Origin of the sequence: Bacillus sp. LBA3-1-1.1 (assembly GCF_040676495.1) — a bacterium.
Classification (GTDB): Bacteria; Bacillota; Bacilli; order Bacillales; family Bacillaceae_G; genus Bacillus_A; species Bacillus_A nitratireducens.
This window is the reverse complement of sequence record NZ_JBEGIB010000018.1, coordinates 307,508-326,281: the sequence shown is the minus strand read 5'-3', so window position 1 is coordinate 326,281 and position 18,774 is coordinate 307,508. Positions and strand designations below refer to the sequence as shown.

22 protein-coding genes and 1 other annotated feature are annotated in these 18,774 nt (G+C 34.8%); of the genes, 6 read left to right on the top strand and 16 right to left on the bottom strand.

Features of this window, described 5'->3' with window-relative positions:
* Positions 1-191 precede the first annotated feature (191 nt).
* On the bottom strand, positions 192-350 hold the full coding sequence (locus MRBLBA3_RS16520) for a DUF3947 family protein (protein WP_363382413.1): 159 nt from the start codon (positions 348-350) through the stop codon (positions 192-194).
* Between the two features lie 271 nt (positions 351-621).
* On the opposite strand from MRBLBA3_RS16520, the gene MRBLBA3_RS16515 reads away from it, so the two are divergent.
* Positions 622-1,584 (top strand): hypothetical protein, encoded by a 963-nt coding sequence (locus MRBLBA3_RS16515; RefSeq protein ID WP_071735434.1) that lies wholly within the window; start codon positions 622-624, stop codon positions 1,582-1,584.
* 83 nt (positions 1,585-1,667) lie between these two features.
* On the opposite strand, the gene MRBLBA3_RS16510 is transcribed toward MRBLBA3_RS16515, so the two are convergent.
* From MRBLBA3_RS16510 to MRBLBA3_RS16490, 5 genes are all read right to left on the bottom strand, one after another.
* Positions 1,668-2,378: a hypothetical protein gene (locus MRBLBA3_RS16510; protein WP_000782568.1), complete on the bottom strand. Its 711-nt coding sequence runs from the start codon at positions 2,376-2,378 to the stop codon at positions 1,668-1,670.
* A 341-nt stretch (positions 2,379-2,719) separates the two neighbouring features.
* On the bottom strand, positions 2,720-3,478 hold the full coding sequence (locus tag MRBLBA3_RS16505) for an SDR family oxidoreductase (RefSeq protein WP_363382325.1): 759 nt from the start codon (positions 3,476-3,478) through the stop codon (positions 2,720-2,722).
* A 57-nt stretch (positions 3,479-3,535) separates the two neighbouring features.
* Entirely contained in the window at positions 3,536-5,194 is a 1,659-nt protein-coding gene (locus MRBLBA3_RS16500; protein WP_000036864.1) for a putative ABC transporter permease subunit, read from the bottom strand.
* Positions 5,187-5,912 (bottom strand): ABC transporter ATP-binding protein, encoded by a 726-nt coding sequence (locus tag MRBLBA3_RS16495; RefSeq protein ID WP_000570208.1) that lies wholly within the window; start codon positions 5,910-5,912, stop codon positions 5,187-5,189. The genes MRBLBA3_RS16500 and MRBLBA3_RS16495 overlap by 8 nt, the downstream gene beginning before the upstream one ends.
* A gap of 89 nt (positions 5,913-6,001) precedes the next feature.
* Entirely contained in the window at positions 6,002-6,196 is a 195-nt protein-coding gene (locus MRBLBA3_RS16490) for a hypothetical protein (RefSeq protein ID WP_000955218.1), read from the bottom strand.
* A gap of 331 nt (positions 6,197-6,527) precedes the next feature.
* Between MRBLBA3_RS16490 and MRBLBA3_RS16485 the strand changes: the two genes are divergently transcribed.
* Both MRBLBA3_RS16485 and MRBLBA3_RS16480 read left to right on the top strand, forming a co-directional pair.
* Positions 6,528-6,887 carry a DUF3796 domain-containing protein gene (locus tag MRBLBA3_RS16485; RefSeq protein WP_000859232.1) on the top strand — a complete coding sequence of 120 codons (360 nt, stop codon included), beginning with the start codon at positions 6,528-6,530 and terminating at the stop codon, positions 6,885-6,887.
* Positions 6,875-7,075 carry a helix-turn-helix transcriptional regulator gene (locus MRBLBA3_RS16480; RefSeq protein WP_000896301.1) on the top strand — a complete coding sequence of 67 codons (201 nt, stop codon included), beginning with the start codon at positions 6,875-6,877 and terminating at the stop codon, positions 7,073-7,075. The genes MRBLBA3_RS16485 and MRBLBA3_RS16480 overlap by 13 nt, the downstream gene beginning before the upstream one ends.
* Positions 7,076-7,169: 94 nt before the next feature.
* Here the strand turns inward: MRBLBA3_RS16480 and MRBLBA3_RS16475 are convergent, their stop codons facing one another.
* The 5 genes from MRBLBA3_RS16475 to MRBLBA3_RS16455 form a co-directional block, all read right to left on the bottom strand.
* On the bottom strand, positions 7,170-7,880 hold the full coding sequence (locus MRBLBA3_RS16475) for a YjjG family noncanonical pyrimidine nucleotidase (protein WP_363382320.1): 711 nt from the start codon (positions 7,878-7,880) through the stop codon (positions 7,170-7,172).
* Positions 7,881-7,924: 44 nt separating this feature from the next.
* Positions 7,925-8,869 (bottom strand): phosphotransferase family protein, encoded by a 945-nt coding sequence (locus MRBLBA3_RS16470; RefSeq protein WP_363382317.1) that lies wholly within the window; start codon positions 8,867-8,869, stop codon positions 7,925-7,927.
* 228 nt (positions 8,870-9,097) lie between these two features.
* Positions 9,098-10,129, bottom strand: coding sequence for a tyrosine-protein phosphatase (locus MRBLBA3_RS16465; protein WP_363382314.1), 1,032 nt, complete (start codon positions 10,127-10,129; stop codon positions 9,098-9,100).
* Positions 10,130-10,219: 90 nt separating this feature from the next.
* Positions 10,220-11,059 carry a hypothetical protein gene (locus MRBLBA3_RS16460; RefSeq protein WP_363382311.1) on the bottom strand — a complete coding sequence of 280 codons (840 nt, stop codon included), beginning with the start codon at positions 11,057-11,059 and terminating at the stop codon, positions 10,220-10,222.
* 49 nt (positions 11,060-11,108) lie between these two features.
* Positions 11,109-11,831 carry a GNAT family N-acetyltransferase gene (locus MRBLBA3_RS16455; protein WP_363382308.1) on the bottom strand — a complete coding sequence of 241 codons (723 nt, stop codon included), beginning with the start codon at positions 11,829-11,831 and terminating at the stop codon, positions 11,109-11,111.
* Between the two features lie 123 nt (positions 11,832-11,954).
* Between MRBLBA3_RS16455 and MRBLBA3_RS16450 the strand changes: the two genes are divergently transcribed.
* Both MRBLBA3_RS16450 and MRBLBA3_RS16445 read left to right on the top strand, forming a co-directional pair.
* Positions 11,955-12,794 carry a DUF2785 domain-containing protein gene (locus MRBLBA3_RS16450; RefSeq protein ID WP_000355433.1) on the top strand — a complete coding sequence of 280 codons (840 nt, stop codon included), beginning with the start codon at positions 11,955-11,957 and terminating at the stop codon, positions 12,792-12,794.
* 17 nt (positions 12,795-12,811) lie between these two features.
* Complete coding sequence (locus MRBLBA3_RS16445; protein ID WP_016129950.1) at positions 12,812-13,261, top strand: NUDIX hydrolase; 450 nt, start codon at positions 12,812-12,814, stop codon at positions 13,259-13,261.
* A gap of 108 nt (positions 13,262-13,369) precedes the next feature.
* Here MRBLBA3_RS16445 and MRBLBA3_RS16440 read toward each other — a convergent pair whose 3' ends face one another.
* The 5 genes from MRBLBA3_RS16440 to MRBLBA3_RS16420 all read right to left on the bottom strand — a co-directional run bounded on the left by MRBLBA3_RS16440 (position 13,370) and on the right by MRBLBA3_RS16420 (position 18,036).
* Positions 13,370-13,750, bottom strand: coding sequence for a VOC family protein (locus MRBLBA3_RS16440; RefSeq protein ID WP_363382305.1), 381 nt, complete (start codon positions 13,748-13,750; stop codon positions 13,370-13,372).
* 45 nt (positions 13,751-13,795) lie between these two features.
* Positions 13,796-14,836 (bottom strand): ROK family transcriptional regulator, encoded by a 1,041-nt coding sequence (locus tag MRBLBA3_RS16435; protein WP_363382302.1) that lies wholly within the window; start codon positions 14,834-14,836, stop codon positions 13,796-13,798.
* Between the two features lie 122 nt (positions 14,837-14,958).
* A complete protein-coding gene (locus MRBLBA3_RS16430) occupies positions 14,959-16,152 on the bottom strand; it encodes an MFS transporter (RefSeq protein WP_000417596.1) in 1,194 nt (397 codons plus the stop codon).
* A 56-nt stretch (positions 16,153-16,208) separates the two neighbouring features.
* On the bottom strand, positions 16,209-16,772 hold the full coding sequence (locus tag MRBLBA3_RS16425) for a maltose O-acetyltransferase (protein WP_328023836.1): 564 nt from the start codon (positions 16,770-16,772) through the stop codon (positions 16,209-16,211).
* A gap of 220 nt (positions 16,773-16,992) precedes the next feature.
* Positions 16,993-18,036: a tryptophan--tRNA ligase gene (locus tag MRBLBA3_RS16420; RefSeq protein ID WP_154214711.1), complete on the bottom strand. Its 1,044-nt coding sequence runs from the start codon at positions 18,034-18,036 to the stop codon at positions 16,993-16,995.
* A 5-nt stretch (positions 18,037-18,041) separates the two neighbouring features.
* Positions 18,042-18,249: a binding site (T-box leader), on the bottom strand.
* 152 nt (positions 18,250-18,401) lie between these two features.
* Between MRBLBA3_RS16420 and MRBLBA3_RS16415 the strand changes: the two genes are divergently transcribed.
* Complete coding sequence (locus MRBLBA3_RS16415; protein WP_363382297.1) at positions 18,402-18,716, top strand: hypothetical protein; 315 nt, start codon at positions 18,402-18,404, stop codon at positions 18,714-18,716.
* The last annotated feature ends 58 nt before the right edge of the window (positions 18,717-18,774 follow it).

Below are 18,774 nucleotides of genomic sequence, written 5' to 3'. Positions count from 1 at the left end.
GCCATTACAAACAACTCAAAAAAGATTGCCTCTTAGGATACAGGTAATCTTTTTTCTTTTTTTTAATATGAAATTTATGTTTTTGCAGCCTATCCCCATCAAAGAGCTATTTTTCTTTTGTCATTGTTCGCTATAAAACATATACAGTTTCATACGATAACGCTCGAAAACAAATTCCATTCTTGTGTAATCTACATCGGGTAATATGATTGTGATGGGTAATACACCTGTGGTGGATAATAACTTTGTTGCATGTGTTGCGCTTGTAATGCTTGTTGCTGTGCTTGTATAGCATGATGAACAGCTTGAATAGTGCTTTGCGCAGGACCCTGCCCTCCTAAAGGGCGCATTTGCGTTTCATTGTAAAAATAATTGAAAAACATTCTTTATTCACCTCACCTCTGTATATATTTTTGTCTTCATGTTTCATACTATGTATATTGAATTAAAGTGGATAATTCCTGAAACTTATCATCTTGCAATCCATAAATTTCTTTCTATTCAATAAGATGAATCAAATGTAAAATAAAAGTTAATTTCAAGACAAATCATTGAGAGTTTTAAAATTTTCATATATTGTTTTAATTAGGTTTAAACTCTCGAATGTAAGAGGTGTTATTTATGAAAAAGATATATATTATTATCGGTATTTTACTAGTTTCGATACTTATAATTTATATTTTGTTCAATACTTCATTTATACAGAGCCCGAATCTATCTCATGCACCTTCTAAAGAAAAGATGAAAAAAGAAAAACAGAGAGAGCCACAAACTAACACCGTTTCTTATGGCTTAAAGGATGACCAAGGTCAACATATCGACAATGGAAGTGAAATTACTAGTGAGAATAATAAGATCAACGTATCGTTATCATTTGTACATAATATTAATGAAGACCGAAAATATGGATTAATTGTTTTAGAAGATTACGAACAAAAGCCTTTTAAAATAGATGACACTCCAAATGCGGTATCCCACTATTCTTTTGATATAAAGCCAAACAGTTCGATCACTACTAAAATCCATTTACAAATTTCTCCTACCGCTAGTGAATTAACCTTTTTAATAATTAAAAAACCTGAATATAAATTACAAGATAATGACCTAAATAAAGCCGCTATATTAGAAGAGGTTCTAAGTATGCGATATTCGATTAATACTCATCATAAAGATAATGAGAAAATAAAACCTACTCCTGTACAGCCGAAAACTGTTTTAAAAGATGATCTTTATGAACCATTATTTGTTACTAGAAATGAGGAAAAACTACAAGTGGTGCTTTCTGAGAATGAAGGTAAAGAGCTAACTATATCTAGCGGAAATGAAACGACAGAAGAAATGAGTTATGCAATCGTGGCCTTTAAAGATTGGGAGCAAGTTGAACTATTAAATAACAAAAAAGTTGCTTATACTACGGTCGCTCCTGAAACGAGACAAATTTTTAATTTCACATTACCTATAGTGGAACAAGAAAGTAATTTCCAATTAGTTGCTTTTCCATTTCCTTATAAAGTCAGTAAAAACAATTATATGAGTCAACAAGCCTTCGGTTCATTTCGCATCGTAATTAAAAATGAACAATAAATTAAGTCAGACTGGATGTAGCGAGCCACATATACTACCCGAGCAAACTAAAAAGGCCTACTCACACGAGTAGGCTTTTGAAGCTATGAAAGCTTCGTTAATAATTGATTTAAATCCTTTTTCGTTTTTGTCGTTAATGACTTCATTTTATTAACATCTATCTTTTCTTTCTCCGCTCCTACAATTAACGGATACATACTTTGGCCAATTGTTTTATATTCAGTCGGATGTGATGCTTCTAACTCTTTTTCAATGACATCCCACTTCTCATTAATTTGTTTTCCAAGCTTATTCACTGTTTCTAATTTAGGATTTGCAGCTAATTGCTTGTCTAAGCTTTCAATTAATGTAACTACTTCTTTTACATTTGTTTTTACAGCTACACTTTTCTTCGGATCTTTCGTTGTCTTTCCGTTATTATTTGTGCTTGTGCTTTGATCTGTTGTTTTTCCGCTAGTAGTTTGATCATTTGTTTTTCCTGTCGTCTCTTTTTCTTTTGTTTTCACATTCTCGTTTTGAGTTGATGTTTTGCCGTTACTTTCTGTTCCTGATGATTCCTTTGTATTTTTTGTATCTTTATCTGTTTTTTCATTCGAAGAAGTATTTGTGTCTTTTTCACTATCTTTCGTTGTTTTTGACGCTTCATCTGCACTTGTCGTTTTTGATTGCTCTTCATTTTGTGTAGTAGCTTGATCCTTCTTCGCTTCCTCTTTATCTGTGAAGCTACTACAAGCTGCCATTGTAAGCATTGTACCAATTGCTACTGATGCGATAGCGACCTTTTTCATTTTCATATAAATCCCCCTATGTTTACTTAATTATTTATCCTCCCCTTTACGATTCTATTTCCCCTTAAAAAATCCCTTTTCACACGAATCACCATCTTTCCGACAGTAATCTTCATAATAATACGTACAAAAAACGATAAATTCATTTTAATATTCGAGTTTCTTCTACTTCATTTTTCTCCTCTGCAGCAAAAGAAAAAGAGTATATTGTCACATGAAGATTTGCAATCTACAAATGACAACATACTCTCCTATCAATTTTTTATCTTTCTTGACATTTTATTTATACAAAAAAATTAAATATTTTATAATATTTTTGTTTCTCAACACATGTTAACATAATATTCTTATGAATAACCTCCGTTCGAATGAATGACTTGCCCAGTAATCCACTTCGCTTCTTCACTTACTAAAAAGGAAATTAAACGGGCAGCATCCACCGGTTCTCCAACTCTACCTTGCGGGAATTTCCATACTAAATGATGCTGTAATTCCTCTGTAATCCATCCTGTATTCGTTGGTCCTGGATCAACAGCATTGACTGTAATCCCCTTCTCCATAGCAACTGGTGCAACAGACTTTGTAAATGCTTCTATCGCTCCCTTCGTTGCTGCGTATGCCAATTCATCTGGCATTGGTTCCAATGATTGCCCAGAAGTAAGATTGATAATACTACCACTCGTTTTAAGTGAAAAATGTTTAATAAATAATGAACTTAATAACATAGTAGCCCGAATATTAACTGTATAATGTTTATCCAACTGCTCTACATCTAATTCCTCAATTTTCGTATGAGTAGAATACACTGCATTATTAATTAGAATAGATGGATCACCTAACCGTTCTGATACCATATAAAACAAACGATTTGGCGAATAAGACTGCGATAAATTGATTTCTGCCATTTCACATCGAACACCGTAACTTTCAATCTCCTTTTTCAGCAAAAAGGGTTCTTGATCACTCATTCCCCATGGCATCGCTTTATCATACTTTGGCCAGTACGTGAAAAAAATGTCTATCCCCTTTTGAGCAAGCACCTTGCATACAGCTGCACCAATTCCATTCAGACGAGTTGCCCCTGTTACAATTGCTATTTTCTTCACCTTTTTCTCCTCCATCTATACATAGATCCCCTGCATGAATACAGAGGATCTATCTTCTTATTGAATATTTGACAGTATACGTTCAGCACCTAATTTTAACATTTTAATAAAGATATAGTTTACAATCGTAAACATTACAAATAAAACGATAAACATAATCCACAGTCCTACTTCAAGGAAGAAGTATAATACACCTACACCCGCTACAATAACTAAAGCTATTAAAATATTAGCTAAAAAATTCCACAAAGTTGTATATCGACTTTTAAATAATTTCTGTTCTGTATCCCAATGAATATCTGCAGTTTGTGCATCCCAGCGTGTTCCAATTAAATTAATTAATAACAATCCGTTCGCACTTAGTAAAAACCACAGTATCATGAACACTGGAGAAATCCCAGCTACGATTGCCATCGTAATACCGAATACTGCTAAAATAATCACATTAATTAGCCAAGCAGTGATTGCTTTCGCAAAAAAGATATCCGAAGCCTTTACTGGTAAATAACGATTCACAAACCAAGAGCTTCCATCTCGTGAAAATGATGTTGTTGCAATAACGTTACTCCCCATTAAAAATAATGATGCACAAAGCCCTACACCAATCGCCAAACCTGCTGATTCTGGATTATTAATGTATCCTGTAATCCACTTTAAATTTCCATCTTGTACGAATAAAACAAAGAACAGCATAATCGGCATAACGAAAGTTTGTACAATGCAATTCAAGAAAAATTGCGGTGTACGGAATAACGTTTTAAATTCTTTTTTCACATATGCTTTTAAATGTGAACTTTGTACCGTTGATTTCTGTAAACCTTCCGACGTAATAATTTGTTTCTTTGCTGTACTCGTTGAAAGTCCAATAACCCCTTTTAAATATGTACGCTCTGCAATGTAATAAAACAACACAAAGAATACAAATGAAATAAGTGCAAAGATGATTACGTATAAAGGACCCTTCCAATTTGCATTTTCTACTAATGCCACTGCTCCAAAATATGTAGTTGGAAAATAATTTGTCATTTGTACTAAAAGTGAAGATTGGTTGTTCGCAAGATAATTCGTAAGTGCATCTTCAGAAAACGAACTTTTATTTTTCCACTGTAAAAATACATTAATTCCTACAATAAATAGTATACTTACGATTCCAATAAATATATTGCCTCGATCTTTATTTTTCGCTATATTTGTATACCTCATAATAACTGTCATCAGTAATGAAGCTAATACTAACGGCACAATCGGGAAGAGTAAGTAAATAAAAATCATGTATATGTAATATGTAATAAATGCGCCACTTTTTAACCCGTACGTAATAAAGATTGGTAATAAAATGAATGAACTCATTACGTATTGTGTTATTAATACTGTTAAAAATTTTGCCGAAATAATTTGAGCTGGTTTTAATGGTAACGGCAATAACATTTCAATATCATTACTGTAGTAAAATACAGTTAAAATGTTCGTAATACTCATTAAAAATACCCATATACTAGCAATCGCAAGCCCCATTGCGATAATCATTCCTGGGTCTTGCCCTAATTGTTTCATACCTTCATACATTCCGTGCGTCATCGAACCAAATATTAAAAAGCCAACAAATAAAATGGCTGCAAATGAAAATACATACGCCCATCGCTTCTTCTTATCTGTTATGAAATCTGCATAGTTTAATTTCAATAATACTTTCGTTAACGTCCAAATTTTACTCATTGCCCGTCATCTCCAAGAACATTTTTTCAAGTGATTCATTGGATTTAAAATGATCTCTCATTTCATCTAAATTCCCTTTAAACTGCAAATTCCCCTTATTAATAATCGCAACACGGTCACATATTTTTTCCGCCACTTCTAATACGTGTGTAGAGAAAAATACAATCTTTCCTTTATCCGCATGTTCTCTCATCATTTCTTTTAAAATATATGCGGATTTCGGATCAAGCCCCGTTAACGGTTCATCTAAAATCCATACATCTGGCTCATGCACGAGCACACCAATAATAACGATTTTTTGTCTCATACCGTGCGAGTAACTTTGAATTTGATCAGATAATGCGTTATAAAGATCAAATTTCTTCGCTAAAGACTCGATTCGTTCTTGGCGTACTTCTTTCGGCACTTCATACATATCTGCCATAAAGTTTAAATATTCAATTCCCTTTAATCGTAAAAACATATCTGGGCTATCTGGAACATAACCAAACGTCTTTTTCGCTTCCATCGGCTCTTTCATAATATTTTTACCGTTAATCGTAATGGTCCCTTTATCCACCCCATGGATACCAGTAATCATCTTAATTGTCGTTGATTTACCAGCACCATTCGGTCCTAAAAATCCAAAGATTTCTCCGCTAGGCACAGATAAACTTAAATCTTTTACTGCATAGGTAGACCCATTATAACTTTTTGACACATTCGTAATTTCAATCATTCCATCCAATCCTTTCCTTAATTACCAAATAACTATATTGATATTATAGCATACTTCCATTTTTAGATTTTTGTATTTTTTCAGTTTTCTTAACCTTTAAAATAAATATACACGCCTAATCCAACGATTAAAACGACAGCTAGTATAATATAAATCATCGTAAGCCGTTTAATATTCCCTTTTGTCGCTTTACTATAATTCGCATCACCATTTCGCCCAATTAGAACCGTTGCAATTACAGTAATCACTACAAGTAATATAACGATCATTATCCCAGTTAACATTCCTTCCTCCCCCTCCTTACAACCATTTTACAATATTATCCTCTTTATTTCGCAGTATATTTAGTCTTTTTACTATTATTATGAAAAGAACTGGAAAACTATTATTACCATTCATATCCATACGTGATATATTTATAACATAACGTGATTTATCCCGCATTAACTGGCAGTAAGACTCCCACCTCAAAATTCGTCTGGAGCAAAGAAGTTAGGTGGGAGATCAACTGCCCGTAAACGCCCGATTGGTGAAGGCTAATAATCAGTGGGGGATGAACACCCCCACTGATTATTAGCCTTCACTTTATTTCTAACATTGAAAGGAGAATCTATCGTGAAAACAACTTGGATAAAATATTTAGGATTTCTCGGTTTCTTTGGGTTTCTCGGATTTTTTTATGAAAAAGGATTGTTTACTATGTTCTGTTTCTTCTCCTTTTTCACAACATATAGAACGGTTCAACACGATGAACTGTTTGAACAAATCGTCAATAAATCGTGCCGCAATGCATTTATCGTTACATTACTAACTACCGCTATCATTATGTTTATTGAAATGTTATTTCCAAACCCGGCGCTACAAGAGATTGATATCGCTCTTATTTTTGGCACACTTATTCTTACGTTCGGCTTCTCTATGTTCTTTTACGATAAACCTGTTGATGAAATGGAAGATGCGCCATGGCGTTCGTAACGAAGATAAAAGAATACCGTGCCAAATTGAATATGACACAAGAAGATTTAGCGAAAAGTGTTGGTGTACGCCGTGAAACGATTAGTCATCTCGAAAAAGGAAAATACAACCCTTCCTTGCAGCTTGCTCACGATATTGCGAAGGCACTACATAGTACGATTGATGAGATTTTTATTTTTGAGGATTAATGTAAAAAAAGCCCTTATAATAAAGGGCTTTTTTGTCATAACATGTCGTTAAATCGATATCTCTTGTCTAAACGTCGATATAATTTCATTCAGATTAGGAACAGACTACACTTTTTTCCGCAATATCTACAATTCCTAAAATTTGCAGCAAACTCTCCACTTCATAGGTCGGTTTAACACTTGTCTTGTTTTCTTTCAGACTCGGATTATACCAACAAGTATCAATACCGTAATCTTCTCCGCCTTTCATATCAGAAGTTAGCGAATCTCCAACCATTAGTACACTGGATTTATCAGTAATTCCAAGCTTTTCAAATGCATAATCAAAAATCTCAAGTGCTGGTTTTTGATGGCCAACCTCTTCTGAAATAATAATATGATCAAAGAAGTTACATAAAGGCGAATTTCCAATTCTTGATTGTTGCACCTTAGTATATCCATTCGTAATAATACCTAGCTTGCAATCTTGAAGGTTCTCACATAATTGCACTGCACCTTCTATAAGGTGTACTTCTTTCCCTAAGTTTTCAAGGTAAACGTCACTAAATTGCTGCGCATCTACTTCTATATTATGAAGTGCAAATAATTGTCTAAATCGGTCTACCGCTAATTCACTTAGCGTAATCATTTTATTTTCTAAATCTCTCCATAATCCATTACTAATCTCTTTATAACTTGCAAGATAATCATCATATCCTGTAGGCATACCGAACTGTACAAACGCGTTATGTAATGCGTTTCTTTCCGTTTCAGGGAAATCTAATAATGTATCGTCTACGTCGAATAGTATTACTTTGTATTTCATGATCTTCTCCTCAATTCCTATATTAAACACTTCTTATAGCTTAATTATAAGCTTTTATATATTTCATTATAAAGCGCTTTGACTCGCTCTTTATAGAATACACCTTTATCTTCTATTTTCAAATGTGCTATAAATAAGTTTGCAAGCATGACCGCAGTATCTAATCTATAAAACAAACTAACAATATGAGAAGTATCGCTAAAGATATTATCATTCTTATATCCAGCTTTAAATTCATCCCAACTAACCTCATTCGTTTCAGCTATTCTCATAAGCTCCAATAATGGATGACCAATTAGAGCGTTATCCCAATCAACTATCGCTTTAACTTCTCCGTTATATCCAATTAAATTGGCTGGTCGAATGTCCATATGCAATAAACTCTTTACATGGTCAGCTGTACTAAGAATATGTTCAATTGTTTTTGTCTCTGGAAGTTTAACTCCACAGTTCGTGATTGCATTAAAACCTTCTATCCGTTTCACAATGCGTTCCGCTATATACTTACTAATCGGCTCTCTAATGTTCTGCTCATATTGTAAACCATCGATTGGTATACTATGAAGCTCACTAACTAACTTCCCTATTTTACATGCAGAAATTGGCATGTGATCAGTAGATACATGATCCGATATTAAAAAATCAAGTTCGGCAGAAAGATGCAATCCATGTATCTTTGGCACTGGAATACCTTTTGAATAACAAAACTTAGAAAGCTCTGTTTCCTTTTGCAATGAAATCCGACTATTAAATAAATCTTCATTTATATTTTCTACTTCTCTTTCCCACGGCACTCGAAAAGCTAAAGCTCCCTTTTCTGAATCTCCGCGAAAAACAATATTTTGCACTCCCGTTCCAATCACCTTTAAATCCTGAACAGCTAGTTCCTTATAATCTTGACTTAGTATTGTTGCTAACTTTCCTCTTAACCCCTCTGCTTTTAAACGTGTCTGAATCATTTTATCCCCCGATTCGTAAGTTCTTCTCATCCATTTTCTCCCCGGTGCACAACACTCCTCATAAACAAAATTATAGCAACAATAAGAAAAGGAGGCTAATCCAATCAGCCTCCCTTCTCATTATTTATCCCACATTAACGGGCAGTAAAACTCCCACCTCAAATTCGGCGAATGCGAAGAAGTTAGGTGGGAATCGGACTGCCCGTAAACACCCGATTGGTGAAGGCTAATAATCAGTGGGGATGAACCCCCCACTGATTAAAGTTTCACTTTATCTTCTAGCAATAACACTTTCATTTCCTCTAACGATTCCTTCGTAAAGCCAAGAGCTTTTTCAGCGTATACTTCAACTGATCCGTATTGCTTTTTAACTTCATCAATCGCAGCTTGTAAATACTCAGCACGTGCTTCAAACATTGCACCTAATATTGCTCTACTTTCGTCGTTCTGTAATTTCGCACCTAAAAATGCCATCATTTTTTCATTTAACTTTTCACGGAAACCGTTACTTAGTAAGTAGTCTTCCATTACTGTTTTTTCTGGTACACCTAGTAACAGTAATAGTAATGCTGAGCCAAATCCAGTACGGTCTTTTCCAGCTGTACAGTGGTTTACTAACGGTAAGTTTTCCGGGTTTTGCGCTAAGTTTAAGAAACTCACGAATGCTTCATTACCACTTACGAAATCTTGATTCATTTTCACAAGATACTCGCCTGGTTTCCCTAACATAGAAAGGTCACCAACTTGGAAAAATTCATTTATATTCAAGTCTTTCGCCAAGTCTTGCATAACTGGTAAGCACACTTGACGAGCACCTGTAATATCTGGATTTGGCTTATGCTTCACTTCAAAATCTGTACGGTAGTCACAAATTAATTTTAAGCTAGACTTCTGTAAATACTCGATATCCCATTCTGTTAATCCTGCTAATTCTTCAGAACGATACAATTTACCCCATCTTACTTTACGGCCTTCAGTCGTTTCATATCCTCCCATATCACGGAAGTTAAACGCGCCTTGTAATGGTAATCTACGCTCAGCTACTGTCACTGCTTGTCCATTACTTCCTACTAACCTAAAATATGGACGCTCATTTTCACTCGGGTTTTCAATTGTACATGCTGAATCCCCACTTACTGTTACAAGTAATTCTCCATTTTCTTCAATATGATCTGGTGAAGTACTCCAATAAATACGAACTTCTTCTATATTATTTTCCCACTTTATATGTAACGTATTATCTTCATTTCGTTCTACAGTTGCTTGTAGCCAATTTCTTTGCTGCTCCATTCTCTCACCAACACTTTCTTTGTATAGTCTACTCCTTCTCTATTGTATTATAGGAACGCTTACTTTGTCGTTTCGATTTTTCTTTTTATCTTACAAACATGCAAAAAGTTCTTTTATTTGTTCATAAGTTGTACACGGATTCCCTCGAAATACATATGCGATTTGCTCATCATCTAAATCTTCATATACAACTGTTCCACGATCTGGGTGCGAATAAAACTCTAACCCATTTATCATCTTTTTAACACTATAATTCGTTGTCCATGAAGAAACAGGATAGTACGCTTTGTTTTTATGCCTACAAACCCAAAGTGCATATAGTTTACTATTTTCATCCCAGTATACATACTGCGTTTCGTCATTTCCTAATCCGACCGATTCGAGCTTCCAACTTAACTTTTCATGAATTGGCAATTTCGAATAAATTACGTCATCTGGGGCATTCCAATCACGACATCTTCCTATCTCACCCATTTCACCTCTCTTCGCTTGAAAGCTTAATAAATGAAATGGTGTATGTAATATCGTTTTCGCGAACTCCATATTTATAGGTTGTAACCCGAATAGAAATTTTTCCATTTCATCTTGGTTTACATATCCATGATCTATAGAAATTTCAATTTGCGTTTTCCATTTTGATGTAACGTAACTTTCTTTTCCCTTATAATTTACACCTTTCCAATACACAAGCCCTTTATATTGAAAACAAGCTCCTTTTGCTTGAGAAATACAACTATCTGGAAATACCGGCTCCATTATATCGAGGAAAAACTCTTTTACGCGAAACATACTAGTTGGCGTAACAACTTGAAACCAAACTGTTTCCCACTTTTCACCCTCATAACGCTCTGAAACTTTTTCGATGTTCCAACCTTCTAACAAGATCTCTGGATACAGTAAAACAAAAGAATGAAATTGTTTTTCCAGCATATATAACCCTCCCGCTAAATGAGTTCGAGAGAGTAAGCCATCCATCCTTCTAAAACCTTCTCACATATCGCTCAGTAGAGCTCAGCTGCTGACATTCGTTCTTTTCAAAAACATCCTTCATCCACTCATTTTGTACATTTGTCTCGCCAATATAATAAGATGCACCTATTTCTTTTAAAACAAACATTGCTCCTGTAAAGAATGCCATTTCATACCCTTTATTTCGCATATTTGGAGCGACTGCGAAATACATAAGTTTTCCCTCTTCTAACGTACCTCTTTCAATATGCGGGATTACAATTCCTATTGGCTCTTCATCAATACTCGCTGTTAAACAATGTTCTTTCCATCGCTCACCAATTTCTTGTAGCATCGTATTTACAAATTGATCATAATCGATTTGTTCTCCGGTCACTTCATTCCACAGTGAATAAAAAGCGTCTTCGCCTATCTCTTCAATAAGCTTAAAATCAATTTCACTTTCTATATCTTCTACTTCATATATATCCTTACATACAATCATGTTTTCAGTAATATATTCAAATGAATACGTTTCGAAACATTTCTTATACACATCATAATTTGGACTTTTTGAAGAAATCTCAAATTGCAATTCTTCTATTCCATCTTTTTCAGCTTCAACAACGCAATATTGTATTATCTCTTCTAATTGCTCTTTTGTAAAAACCTCTGCATTATTTTCTTTTATCATTATAGAAGAAGCATTTCTTCTTATTTTAAAATGTTTTTCTAACTGTTCTATAGTCATCATATACTTCCCTCATCTATGTCATTCTCGAATTTCTACTCGTTCTCCTTGCATGAGCAGGATTGTCCTTGAATATATAGAATACTAGAAAACATCGCATCTTTAAAGTGCGGAGGAGGTTCTCCATTGGATATTACAGCATTGCAACAACAGTTAGAGCTTATACAACAAAATGACTATACGCAACTGCATCATATAGATGTAAATGAGTTAACTTTGAACATGCTTCAGTATATTGGAACGACTGATAGTTATGTCCGTTATCAACTTATATATAAATGTTTTGTGCATTTTATTCATCATGAATTCCTTATGGACGATCAGCTGAAATTACTTTTACAAACTTGTTTAAGTGATGAGTATTTATATTGTGACATTCACTCCCCACATACAGATGGGATTTTCACACGTTCTTATACTGTTTCGTTAATTGCGTTAATACTCCAATTCGCTAACTCGCACTATTTTTTTACAGAGGAGGATATCGAGGAAATAAAAACCAAACTCATTACATATATAAACTTGGAAATGGATTTTCGAGGCTATATTGAAAATAAAGGATGGGCTCATTGTCTTGCACACGTATCTGATGCCTTCACTGAAATTGTTCACAATTCCTATACGACCTTTGAGTGGTACGAAGAATTAATTCATTGTTTATTAAATAAAATGTTCATTCCATCGGATCTATTTCATAATAACGAAGATGAACGCATTGTTACACCGTTACTATCTATGCTATATCATGATTTCCCGCAAGATGAGTTAATTTCAATTATTTATAAAAAAATAAAAAGGCTTCCTCAAATTAGAAAACGCCTTTCCCTTAATGAGTATTGTATTTTATGCGCAAACATTAAAATCTTTTTACGCACATTATTTTTTAGAACAAAAGATGATCATAACTTAGCATTTACAGCACGTAAAACAGAAAAAATGTTAAAAGAACTGCCTAATTATTATTAAATATAAGGAGAAGAAATATGGGCTATATTGAAGACATGAGAAATCTAGTAGGAAATCATCCACTCATTTTAATCGGATCACACGCCATTATATTAAATGAGAAAAATGAAATATTATTGCAGCTCCGTACAGATTTTAATCGCTGGGGCATTATTGGGGGCGCCTTAGAATATAACGAAACGTTAGAAGACGCTTTAAAGCGAGAAGTATATGAAGAAACTGGACTTATCATCAAAAAAACAGAACTATTCCGTACATACTCAGGACCTGATTACTTTCAAATCTATCCAAACGGCGATCAAGTACACGGTGTACTCGTTGTTTATATTTGCCGAGAATTCCACGGTGAGCTTATATGTGATCAAACTGAGTCAAAAGAATTACGCTTCTTTCCGCATGATGAGTTACCTATTACTCTTCATCCAGTAATTGAGCGTATTATTAAGGAGTTTCAGCACTCCAATTAAAAAACATCACATATTGTATATAGAAATAAAACACCCTCATTTCCCGTCATTATAACGTGAAATGAGGGTGTTATCGTTCACCGTAAATCCGAATTGTCCCCTTAGTAGCTAGATTGTTATCTCAATCTGATTTCCTTCAGGATCATTTACTACACTTTCATAGTAACCATCCCCTGTAGTACGCGGGCCGTTTAACACAGGATATCCAGCTTCTCTTAATGTATTAGTTAATTCATTCACTTTTTCTTTACTACCTACAGAAAAAGCAATATGCGCATATCCTACTGTTTGTGTTTGTATTTTATCGTCTATCCCTACTTGCCTCATAAGTTCTAGACGCGCTCCACCTTCAAAAGTTATAAAATAAGATTCAAACTGTTTTTTCGGATTGTGATATATTATATTCGCTTCACCACCGAAGTACTGTTTATAAAAGTCACGCATACCTTCTAAATCATTCACCCAAATTGCTACATGTTCAATTTTCATAATCGACACCTTTTCTTTTACAATATTCAACCAACAATTTGATATTTAATTTTCTTTGCTTGTTCTTGTAATCATAAGATCAAGTCCCAGGCTTTTTAATCCATATAAATAATCTTCTTTCCAATCGCTCACTGTTATTTGAGGAATATGTTCTGCTGGAATGTACTGCGGACAACTTTTTACAATTTGATCTATTACAAATTGATTCACTTCATCATCACAGAAAATAAACGCATGTGGATTAATAATAGCTATAAATGTAGAAATTAATCGGGTAATAGCATCTATATTATATTCCTCTGGATTATTTGCATCGTTAACTTCGTCTCCACTTCTTAAAGCTTGTAGGAAATTTTTATTATCATACTGCGGAACGAAAGATATCTCTCCTGAGAAAAAGGTGCTTCCTCGTACTACATCTCCATTTATCATAATCCCTGCCCCTGGACCATTTTGACCTGAATACAAATATACAAGAGAGGAATTGTCATGATTTCCAGTGTTTTTATAATAACCAAGCACTGCGGCATTCATATCATTTTCTATTACTACAGGTATAGAAAACAGATCCTCCAAATGACTTTTCAAATTAAAATTTTGGAACTTTTCATATCCAGGAATGTAAAAAATACGCCCATTATCGACCGCGCCAGGCACACCAATTGATATAGAACTTATTTTCGGAAATGTAGCGATAAGACTTTCTATATGTTCTGTTAATAAATGTAAACCCGTATCCATCAATACACTTGAAGTACTTCCTTGTTCTTTTACTTCCCCTAAACAGTTAAAAATTGTATAGTTCGTCTCATTTTTTTCTAAAAATATCGCTAATCCTAACATATATTCCGGATTATATACATATCGTTTCGCTCTTCTTCCGCCACTTGAATCATCTAAACCAACTAAAGTGACTTCACCATCTTGTTTCATATTTTCTATAAATTTACTTATCGTTGGAAAACTAATTTCTAATGTATTACTAAGTTCAACTTTCGTCGCACTTCCTTGCTCTAGAAGAGCTGTACGAATGCCGCGAAGGATCGTCTCTTTAATCGATTTTTGAGTAACAAATTGTTCACCCAAATCGCTCACCACCTTAATCAACATACTTATTAAACACTTTTAATAAGTTGCGTTGACAATATATCATACATCATTTTCTAAAGCAATAGAGATGATATATTTCCGCTGCATGCCATTCTTATTTAACTCGATGTATTCTCTCTCGTAATAGATGATACAATTCCAGACAAAAGAACAAATAATAAAACCGCTAGCAAGGCATTACGTATTCCGAATGCTTCTCCAAGTATCCCTAAAAATGGTGGTCCGACTAAAAAGGCTGTATAACCAATGATAGAAACTGCAGCAACATTAGAAGTCGCATTTTCACGATCATCTCCAGCAGCTGACAGACCAATCGGGAAACCTAATGCTGCACCAATCCCCCACAGTACTACACCTAATGCTAGAAAATACGAATTACTCCCAAATATTACGATTGAAATTCCTATGATCGCCATCATAATAGTAGCACGTACAACAACGACACGACCGAATCGATCAAGGAAATAACTACTACACATACGAGCTAACGTCATTGCCATTACAAAAACTGTGTACATAATAGAACCTGTCACTACACTTTGTTCATGTCCGTCTACCATCACGATAGGTAACCAATCATTTGCACTTCCTTCTGCAAAAGCCATTCCAAGCACAAAAAGACCAATTAAAAGCACCTTTTTTTCCATACGTAAGGAAGTACGCTTCGCTCTCTTTTTGTTCTGCGATTTCTCCTTCTTTCCTGTTCCATACGGAAGAAAACGATACACCATACATACAAGTAATACAAACACGACCGAAATCGCAAGAAACTGATACAGAATTGGGATGTGAAGCGACGCTGCGATAGAACCACTGAGCGCGCCTACTAAAGTTCCTACGCTAAAAAAGCCATGGAATTTCGGAAGAAGTGTTGTTCCTAATTTCCGCTCAATGGAAGAACCTTCTACATTCAATGCGACTTCTGCTAACCCATATCCTACTCCAAATACTAGTAAGCTACTAAAAGCCCCCATGCTAGAAACAAAATAAATATTTATACCTAAACAAATCAATCCAACAATCATAAAAAACATACTACCTATAATAACGTCTCTAGCTCCCTTACAGTCAATGAAGTGACTTGCACTCAGTAGACCCATTATTGAACCGACTGATAATCCAAACAAAATCCAGCCCATTTCTGCATTTGACACTGCTAAAATATCTCGAGTAGCTGCTGTTCTTGAAATCCATGTAGCAAACGCAACACCTGGCAAAGCAAATAAGAGAAAAAGAGCGTTTCGAGAGGCAAGTAATGTCTTTGTATGATTGTCCGCACTATATTTCTCCATATGAAACACCTTTCAAATTGTCTATACGATAATGTACGAACTGGCGAAAACGCCCTTTATTCGTCTATCGTTTTAATAAATTTAGCTGGATTACCACCAACTACTACATTATTAGGTACATCTTTTGTCACAACTGCCCCTGAGGCAATTACAGCATTATCACCAATTGAAACGCCAGGGTTAATAATAGCTCCCCCACCAACCCAAACATTGTTACCTATCTTTACCGGTTTTCCATATTCTTTTCCAGAATTCCGCTCCACCGGATGCAACGGATGCGTAGCAGTATAAATGTGAACACCAGGTGCAAACATACAATTATCACCGATTCGCACTTCACATACGTCTAAAATAACACAATTAAAATTTGCGAAAAAGCTCTTTCCAACGTGGATATTGTAGCCGTAATCACAACGAAAATCAGGATTAATTTGGGCTTTCCCGTCAGCTGAAGAACCTAAAAGCTGATTTAATAAAGTAAAACGCTCCTCATTTCCTGTCTCCATCGCCTCGTTATAAAGGCGTGTTAAACGTTTTGTCTCCACCCTATCAGCCACTAATTCTTCGTCATCCGCGATATACATTTCTCCCGCCAACATCTTCTCTTTTTCCGTTTTCATACAATCATCTCCTTCGTTATAGAATGAATATAACTTATTAAACAACTTTAATAAGTTGCTTTAATTTCACTTATTAAACACGTTTAATAAGTATCCCTATATTAGCATATTTTTTAATATATGCAACTAATAAGTTTCGAAAGAAAATGTGAATTCCTTACTTCACTTAATGATATTACGCAGAAATTATTAAAATTCATATCGCAAAACAAGGGAACGCTTAACGTCCCCTCTCAAATCCAATCCGCTTTTTAATTTCCGCTAAATTTACCTTTGCGATAGCTCGTGCCCTCTCAGCACCTCTCTCTAACGCTTCATATAATAAATGCGGCTCATTCATATACATCTCATATTTCTCACGAGGTCCAGCTAATTCACGGTCTACAACGCGAAACAACTCTTTTTTCACATCGCCCCATCCAATGCCAGTCTCATACTTTTCACGCATCGACTGCATTTCATCTTCTGTCGCAAATTCTTTATAAATTGTAAATAACGTCTCTAGCTCTTTCGGTTCATTCGGAAGTGAAGAATCTGTTTTGATTTTAAAAATTAATTTTCGTAGTTTTTCTTGCTCTGCAAATAACGGGATAACATTCCCATAACTCTTACTCATCTTTCTTCCATCAAGCCCCGGTAAAATTGCACCATCTTCTTGTATCACAAACTCTGGAAGCGTAAATGTCATGCCAAATGTATGATTAAAATACGTCGCAATGTCACGAGCGATTTCAATATGCTGAATTTGATCCTTTCCGACAGGTACATGAGTAGCTTGAAATAATAATATGTCGGCCGCCATTAAAATGGGATATGTGTATAACCCCATATTCACACCTGCATCGTTCTCTAATCCTGCTTCTTTATTATGCTCTACCTTCGCTTTGTACGCATGGGCACGGTTCATAAGACCTTTCGGAGTTAGGCAAGATAGTATCCACGTTAATTCTAAAATCTCCGGTATTTCTGTTTGGCGATAAAAAATAACGTCTTCACTAAGTCCAAGCGATAACCAAGTTGCTGCTACCTCTTTCGTATAATTATTGAACTTCGCCGGATCATGCACAGCATTTAACGCATGATAGTCAGCTATAAAATATAATGCTTTTCCTTCATTATTTTTTGACATTTGTAATGCTGGTTTAATTGCACCAATATAATTTCCTAAATGCGGATAACCTGTCGGCTTAATTCCTGTTAACATTATTTTTTCACTCACACTAACTCCTCCTTCCTCAAAATAAAAATAAAAAGAGCCCCTCATCCTATAAAAAGGACGAGAAACTCCCGCGGTACCACCTTAATTAGCTATCATTAGCTCACTTCATACTTCGATAACGTGAAGTAACCGTCTTTACCTACTCATTTCAGCGAGAAGCTCCAGAGCCCATTCCATATTCATCCCTTACTGATTTCCACCACACATCAGCTCTCTAAAAAGTTTCGAATATGTACTCTTCTCTTTCATTGCTTTTAGTTATTTTTTACAGTTTATCACATTTGTCGTTCATCTAAAACTGAATTTTCTTTTTTTGTTAGGTTTTAGCAATAGTGATTACCAATTTATTCCGAACAATATATAATCAATATATATAGAATCGATTTACAATAAAAAAACGAGGTGATGTCATGGGTTGGTTTACTAAAAAGAATGATACGTTTAAGATTGATGTATTTAAGAACGATGATAAAAGTCAAGATGATACTTTAGGGGTAATTATACATTTCACACCTATCGCTATATATTTATACACTTGCGATGAGTACATAGAAACATTTGACAGTGCGCTCACTTTTGAAAATGAGAACGGAAATCAAGTAGAAATCGGGGGTACCTTCATTTCTCTTGAAGTAGATGCTAATTTTCGCATGGACGATTTAATATTTGATTACAAACTAAAGGAAAGCAATCTACCTATTATTGAGTTAAAAGCCTACGCATAAGGTGAATTTGTTTACTATAACAAGACTATAAATGAAAAAGAGCTAAAACAGTTTTATC